The sequence below is a fragment of the Methylobacterium tarhaniae genome (genome assembly GCF_001043955.1).
GTDB lineage: Bacteria > Pseudomonadota > Alphaproteobacteria > Rhizobiales > Beijerinckiaceae > Methylobacterium > Methylobacterium tarhaniae.
Window position 1 is genome coordinate 1 of sequence record NZ_LABZ01000161.1, and the last position, 6,535, is coordinate 6,535.

Sequence of the window (6,535 nt, forward strand, 5' to 3'; positions counted from 1 at the left end):
GGCCCTCGACCGGCGCAACCAGCGCTAAGCAGATCTCGCAAAAGTGGTCGCCGGTTTGCGACAAAAATCTGCGCCCCGCGGCCGTGACGGCACCGCAGGGTCGCCGGCGGGCTACCGGGCGGCCGAAGACGGGCTCCGGTCGCTCACGCCGGCGGATTGCGTCTTCAGGTAGGCGATGATGTCCGCCCGGTCGAGCGCGTCCGGGACCCCGCGAAAGCCCATGCTCGTGCCGGGCGCCATCTTGGCCGGGTCGGCGAGCCAGGCATCGAGCCGCTCCGCGGTCCAGACGCCGCCGAGCGACCGCAACGCCGCCGTATAGCCGAACCGCCGGCTGGTCTCGGCGGGGGGCTTACCCACCACGCCGTAGAGGTTCGGGCCGTTGCGGTCGCCGGCTCCCCTCCGGACCATGTGGCAGGCGGCGCACGACCCGAACAAGTGCTCGCCGCGCGCCGGATCCGCCACCCGCATCAGGTCGGAGAAGCGGGGAGAGTCGCCCAAGGCCCGGCGGCGGTCGTCGCGGTCGTCCGAGCAGGCCGTGACCAGGAGCGCGAGGGCGACGAGGAGGGGCCAGGCCGGACGGCGCCGCAATCCGGCAGCCCCCCGGGCGCCGGATCCGCTCGGTGCATGGGTCATCTCAGAGTGCATGGGTCATCTCAGACCACCGTCGGGATCGCGCCGGGCGGGTGCGCCAGCAGCATCGCCAGGCGCACCCAGTTCCTCAGCGTCCCGCCCGCGCAACCGATCTTGGCGGCGATCGACTGGATCGCCGACCCAGGCGCCCCGTCTTCGCTCTCGTGGTCGCGCACCATCCGCACCGCAGGCTCGCACACCTCAGGGGGAAACGGGGCTGTGCGCTTCGTCATGGCTCCATCGTGTCAGAAGTTGGAGCGTCCGGGGAAACCCGAGGCGGTTCACCGCAACCATATACTTCGGACCTCGTCACAGGAACAGCTACGCTGGAACGGGACCGACATCGCGCCTTAGCGCCGAAGGCGATGGATGTGCTGCATAATTTCGAAGCACCCTCTTTACATCCTTTAATATTTGCAGCGCTGAATCAGCTTAATATGGGCTTCCTTTCGCTCCCTGCCACATAGGCGCGCAGCGATCAGGATACAATGACAGTTGATGCGACAAGGCGCGACATAAGACCGGCAAAATGACACACGACGAGACATATATTCATGAAATCGAAGCGGATTCTCTCACCGCTCAGTCGGATTTAAGGCTTTTTAAAACTGCCATGGATGGCATCGGAGAGGCAGTCATCATCACAAGTCGGCAACTCAGCCGGCCTGGGCCGGTGATTGAATACGTTAATCCCGCCTTCTGCCGGATGACAGGCTACTCCGCCCAGGAAGCTGTCGGGAAGACCCCGCGCATGCTCCAGGGGCCCCTGACGGACCGCGCAGTGATGGACCGCCTACGGTCCGCCCTTGAGACGAGAGAGGCTTTTCAGGGCACGGCGATCAATTATCGCAAGGACGGCACACCCTACCTGCTCCACTGGCACATCACGCCCATGCGAAACCAAGCTGGAGAACTGACGCATTGGATTGCCCTCCAACGCGAAATCAAGCCTGACGCAGCCGCCGACGCGCCGTTCGAGGAAGGGGCGCGCCGTGTCCGCCAGATCACCGACCAGGCGGCAGCGCGCTTGTCCGGCATGGTTCGACCGACTGACACAGCGGGCCGAGGTCGGGATCGATGCACGACAGAGACCCGCGACCTTCAGATGCACGTGCGTGACACCCTCGCCGCGATACGCTCGATTGCCCGCCGAACGGCCGAGACCTACGAGACGGCCGAGGACTATGTCATGCACCTCGATGGGCGGATCAACACCATCTCGCGCGTGAAGAGTGCTGCCGTGCAGCCAGGCGGTTACGGCCTGGAATTGGGCTGGCTGATCACACAGGAACTGCTGGCATTCGACACGCCAAGCGAAAACAGGGTGACTACGAAAGGCCCAAAGATCTATCTCCGGCCGCGGATGGCAGAAATCATCGGCCTCGGCATTCACGAGCTTGCGACGAATGCGCTCAAGTTTGGTGCGCTGTCTGAGGCGGGCGGGTCGGTCACGGTCCGCTGGCGCGTCGAGTCTCGCGGAACGATGCCTCGGGCCACCGTCACGTGGGTGGAGACAGGAACGTCAGACCTGGCAGGCCCCCCTACGAGACGTGGCTTCGGCATGAAATACCTGGAGCACATCATGCCACGCGACCTCGATGCGACGGCAACGTTGCAATTTTCGCTGCGCGGCATGATGTATAAGTTAAAATTTCCTCTTCCCGATGCCGTCACCGCCAGCGATTAGATCCTCATGAGACATGCAAAAAAGACGGATCGAATTCCGAGAATTCGCTCAATCGCTTGAAATCAGGAATCCGCATCTGCCCCCTTTGATAGTAAATCAAGTTGTTAGAGCGCAGAGATTGAATGATGCGGTTCATGTGCACGAACGAAACCGCGGTCGCGTCCGCCAGGTCGATCTGTGTCAAGCGCAATTCGCAGCTATCATCCGACGTCAACCCGATCATTTGCAGGCGGACGAACAACTCGCAAAACAGATGACCCAAGCGCTTGTCGGCTGGACGACTGTCATTGAAGAGCCATTCTCGCTCGGTTTCCAATTCCACGAAAGTGGCCCACCACAAAGCTCGAGCGATGCCCGCATGCTGCGCGGACAAGCTTTCGATTGTCTGGCGATGAACATCAACGACGCAGCAGCGTGTGAGCGCCCCCAGATGCCAATCCGAAGCGAAGTGGGCGGACGCATGGAGATCGTAGAAATCTCCTGGTAGCAGGAAATGCACGATCCGGCGCTGCCCCTCGGGGCGAAGCTTGTAACGGCAGGCAATCCCGCTCATGATCAAGGGCACGGCATGATAGGATCTTTTATAATCGATGTCTTCTCTCGAATTTATGCAATAAGGCTTGAGCGTCAACTGCCGAAGAGCATCGCGCTCCGCTTCAGACAGAGGGCCCGCATGCTCCAGCCGTCGTATCAAGACGTTGTGAACCATCACTCGTGAGCCGCCACTCCTGCCCGCAGCCACCTATAAAGGCAGCCAGGCTGACAGACAGCATATCATAGCGCTAACTAACGTTAGCCGCCCGACCCATCTCATCAAAAATCAAATCGATTGCCTCCAACAGTGTTGATCGCTGCTCAAGCGGGGTCTTGGCATCACCTGCCTCGATCGATGAGCATGCGCCCGAGCCGCCCGTTCCGGTCGATCGTGGCCGGCCCCTCAGCGCCGCGAGGCCCGCATGCGGGCGAGCGCGGCCTGAGCCTGCCGCGTTCAGCCCGGCGAGGCGGCCGGTACGACGACCGCGCGGCGCCGGCCTGGCGGCACCCGCGAGGACCGCCTGCGAGCGGGCGAGCAACTCCAACTCCCGGGCGGCCCGGCGAAGATCGCCGACGAGGGCGTGCGTCTCGGCGTGGAAGCGCTCGGGATCGCGGTGGCAGGGGACGAGACGGGCGAGGCGATCGGCGAAGGTGGTGAGCTGCCGCGCCTCCCCGCGGGGATCGAGCAAAGCCGCCTCCAGAAACGCGAAGCGCCCGCCAGGCGGTCAGCCTGCGGGCGCATGTCGTCGAACGTACGGATCATGCCGCGCTCACTGCGGCAGCGCAAATCTCTGCCGGCACATCTCGCAGCGTCAGCGCAAAGAGGTCAGCAGTCGTTGGGCCGCTGCGCCGAGGCCTGATCCTGCGGCGACATCTTGGACGTATCGCCCGGCATTGCCGTCTTGCCGCCCCCCTCCTGTGTGCCGCCCAGGGAGCCCGTCGTCTCTGCACGCGTGCCCGGCGTCACCTTGCTGGCGGTCGACGGGTTGGCGTTGGACGTCGTGCGGTGCGGATCGCGGGGGCCTGTGTCGCACGGGCCAGCGGCAGCAACCGTCACCGTGAGCAGCAGGGCCGCGCCTGTCCCCGCCAGTACAGTGCCTACATGCATGGCATACTCCCTGTTTGTAGTACGAGGCCAACCGAGATACACGATACTTCGTTCCAGTCCGACCAGGCTCAAGGCATCGCGATCTTACGAATGGGCATTCCAATGCACACGAATGCTTCAAAGGCGAGGGGCCCGTCCAGGTCGGCGCGCAACCAGAGTGCGGGGTAGAAGACCCGCTGCATGCCGATCATGTGGCGGGCCGGGGAGGTTTTCCCGTCACGGAGACCCGGCCCACCAGTGACGCCAGCCGAGCGGCCGAGCGGCGGCAGGACTGGTGTGACTGCCGGACCAATGTTCTCCTGCTGGAGGCGTTCCAGCGTGGCCGATAGCTGGCACTTTGCGATGCATCAGCGACATCTTCGGCCGCCTGCGCGCCTCGGAGCGACTATTCGCGAGCGGGTCATCGTGTGACATCTGCGCCGACGCTTCGTACTGTCGGCGCGAGCCGCGAGGCACGCTGGGAGGCAAGCGATGAGCATCGATCGCGAGGCGGAGGTTCGACGGCTGAACTTAGCGGATTGCCATATCGCGGATGCCGAGCGCCACATCACTGACCAGTGGCTCATCCTGGAGCAGCGACGCGCCGCCGGTCGGGACACGCAGGATGCCGAGCGCCTTCTCGAGACCATGGAGGAGACGCTCTCGACCTTTCAGGAGCATCGCCGAATGATCGTGGAGATGATCGATCGGATCGACGCTGGTCTTGCTTAGGTGAGCCAGGGCTGGCCCGTTGGCAACGGGCAGCTATCGTTCAGCGTCCTCGCCCGGCAGCAGGTCGAGCTGGCTGTCTTCCCCGACATAGACCGGCACGCCGCGCAGCACGCCCTGGAAGCTCACCAGCGGCGCGCCGATCGTCAGGCCCGATGAGCTGATGCGGTACTCGCGGATCGTGTCCTCGTGCGCTCCGGTCCGCTTCTTCACCACCGAGATCGCCCGCCGCACCTGCCCGCGCGCCTCGAAGTAGCGCAACAGCACGACCGTGTCGGCCAGGTAGGTGATGTCGACCGGTGCCTTCATGTCACCGACCAGCCCGTGCTGGGCCACCGTCAGGAAGGTCGCGGCTCCCTGGCGGTTGAGGTATTGCAGCAGCTCGTGGATGTGCAGGATCAGGGCATTCTCCTGCGGCATGGCGGCTTGGTACCCGTTGAGACTGTCGATCACCACGGTCTTCACCGCGTGCTCGTCGACGCAATTGCGCACCCGATGCGCGAACTCGCCCGGTGACAGCTCGGCCGCATCGACCTGCTCGAGGAAGAGCATCTTCTGCTCACACAGCGCCGCGAGGTCGATGCCGATCTGCCGGGTTCGATCCAGCAGGATGTCCAGCTCCTCATCGAACACGAACATCGCGGCCCTCTCGCCGCGAGCGACGGCCGCGAGCACGTACTGGATGGTCAGCAGCGACTTGCCGGTGCCGGCCGGCCCCAGGATCAGAGTGCTCGATCCCTGCTCGATGCCGCCGCCCAGGAGTGCATCGAGTTCGCCGATGCCGCTCACCAGCTTGGTGCGCGCGAACGCGGTCTTGTGCTCCAGCGAGATCAGACGAGGGAAGACCTGCACACCGCCAGTCGCAATGGTGAAATCGTGGTAGCCACCACGGAAGTGTTGGCCGCGATACTTGGTGACGCGCAGGCGCCGGCGCTCGGCCCCGTATTCCGGCGCCATCTCCTCCAGCCGGATGACGCCCTGGGCGACGCTATGAACGGTCTTGTCCATGACGTCGGCGGTGAGGTCGTCGAGCATCAGCACGGTGGCGCCCTGCCCGGCGAAGTAGTGCTTGAGCGCCAGGATCTGCCGGCGGTAGCGCAGGGAGCCGCCGGCGAGCAGCCGGATCTCCGACAGGCTGTCGAGCACGATGCGGGCTGGCTCGCGCTCCTTGACCGCCTGGAGGATGGCGCGGGTGCTCTCCCCGAGTTCCAGGTCGGAGGAATAGAGCAGGCTCTGCTGCTGGCTCTCCTCGAACAGGCTCTCGGGGGGAACGAGCTCGAACACGGCGATGTGCTCGTCGAAGCTCCAGCCATGGGAGGCGGCGTTCTCGGACAGCTCCTGCCTGGTTTCCGAGAGGGTGATGTAGAGGCCGACCTCACCCGCCCTGGCACCCTCGAGCAGGAACTGCAGCGCGATCGTGGTCTTGCCCGTGCCTGGATCGCCCTCGAGCAGGTAGAGGCGATCCCGGGTGAGGCCGCCGCCCAGGATGTCGTCGAGTCCCGGGATGCCGAAGAGCGCCTTCTTGCTCGGCGCGGTGGGCGTGATCATGGAAACAGGTCTCGGCAAGCAGGGGGCACAAGGCGGCAATCCGGGACCACCGTCGATGCGCGCACGTCCGGTCGCGAGGCTCAGGCCGGGATGCCCGCATCAAACTATACTGTATCACTGTATATTCGTCCGCAAGGCGGGGGCTCGCGTCCGAGCCAGGTCGCGAGCGGGTGCGGGCAAGCGCGGCCTGCGCCTGCCGCCCGGCCGCCCGCCGCTTCCAGGCCGGCTGCCACCGCAACGCCCCATCCGGGTCGGCGCCCACCGCGCAGGCCTGTCCCGCCGGCACCAGGCAGCCCGCCGCCGGCGCCGCGGCCGAGCCG

At 64.9% G+C, this 6,535-nt stretch carries 7 protein-coding genes and 1 pseudogene; 2 read left to right on the forward strand and 6 right to left on the reverse strand.

What is annotated here, in order from left to right:
* Positions 1-111: 111 nt before the first annotated feature.
* Positions 112-645, reverse strand: coding sequence for a c-type cytochrome (locus VQ03_RS21490; RefSeq protein ID WP_245292160.1), 534 nt, complete (start codon positions 643-645; stop codon positions 112-114).
* Between the two features lie 53 nt (positions 646-698).
* Positions 699-863, reverse strand: a pseudogene (locus tag VQ03_RS21495) (IS3 family transposase); the annotation flags it as partial.
* A gap of 296 nt (positions 864-1,159) precedes the next feature.
* Between VQ03_RS21495 and VQ03_RS21500 the strand changes: the two are divergent.
* Positions 1,160-2,317: a PAS domain-containing protein gene (locus VQ03_RS21500; protein WP_083468140.1), complete on the forward strand. Its 1,158-nt coding sequence runs from the start codon at positions 1,160-1,162 to the stop codon at positions 2,315-2,317.
* A 4-nt stretch (positions 2,318-2,321) separates the two neighbouring features.
* Here VQ03_RS21500 and VQ03_RS21505 read toward each other — a convergent pair whose 3' ends face one another.
* From VQ03_RS21505 to VQ03_RS33210, 3 genes are all read right to left on the reverse strand, one after another.
* The gene (locus VQ03_RS21505) at positions 2,322-3,026 is read right to left on the reverse strand and encodes a Crp/Fnr family transcriptional regulator (protein ID WP_048452953.1); all 705 of its coding nucleotides are present in this window, start codon (positions 3,024-3,026) and stop codon (positions 2,322-2,324) included.
* A gap of 73 nt (positions 3,027-3,099) precedes the next feature.
* Complete coding sequence (locus tag VQ03_RS33205) at positions 3,100-3,540, reverse strand: Rossmann-fold NAD(P)-binding domain-containing protein (RefSeq protein ID WP_157064192.1); 441 nt, start codon at positions 3,538-3,540, stop codon at positions 3,100-3,102.
* A 137-nt stretch (positions 3,541-3,677) separates the two neighbouring features.
* Positions 3,678-3,959: a hypothetical protein gene (locus VQ03_RS33210; RefSeq protein WP_157064193.1), complete on the reverse strand. Its 282-nt coding sequence runs from the start codon at positions 3,957-3,959 to the stop codon at positions 3,678-3,680.
* A gap of 471 nt (positions 3,960-4,430) precedes the next feature.
* Here VQ03_RS33210 and VQ03_RS21510 point away from each other — a divergent pair, with 471 nt between their 5' ends.
* A complete protein-coding gene (locus VQ03_RS21510; protein ID WP_048452954.1) occupies positions 4,431-4,670 on the forward strand; it encodes a hypothetical protein in 240 nt (79 codons plus the stop codon).
* A 33-nt stretch (positions 4,671-4,703) separates the two neighbouring features.
* Here VQ03_RS21510 and VQ03_RS21515 read toward each other — a convergent pair whose 3' ends face one another.
* Positions 4,704-6,212 (reverse strand): ATPase domain-containing protein, encoded by a 1,509-nt coding sequence (locus tag VQ03_RS21515; RefSeq protein WP_425350082.1) that lies wholly within the window; start codon positions 6,210-6,212, stop codon positions 4,704-4,706.
* Positions 6,213-6,535: the final 323 nt, after the last annotated feature.

Bases quoted from the DNA above. Each gene is read 5' to 3' on its own strand.
- VQ03_RS21490 (WP_245292160.1), bottom strand. From the start codon at position 645: ATGCACTCTGAGATGACCCATGCACCGAGCGGATCCGGCGCCCGGGGG.
- VQ03_RS21500 (WP_083468140.1), top strand. From the start codon at position 1,160: ATGACACACGACGAGACATATATTCATGAAATCGAAGCGGATTCTCTC.
- VQ03_RS21505 (WP_048452953.1), bottom strand. From the start codon at position 3,026: ATGGTTCACAACGTCTTGATACGACGGCTGGAGCATGCGGGCCCTCTG.
- VQ03_RS33210 (WP_157064193.1), bottom strand. From the start codon at position 3,959: ATGCATGTAGGCACTGTACTGGCGGGGACAGGCGCGGCCCTGCTGCTC.
- VQ03_RS21510 (WP_048452954.1), top strand. From the start codon at position 4,431: ATGAGCATCGATCGCGAGGCGGAGGTTCGACGGCTGAACTTAGCGGAT.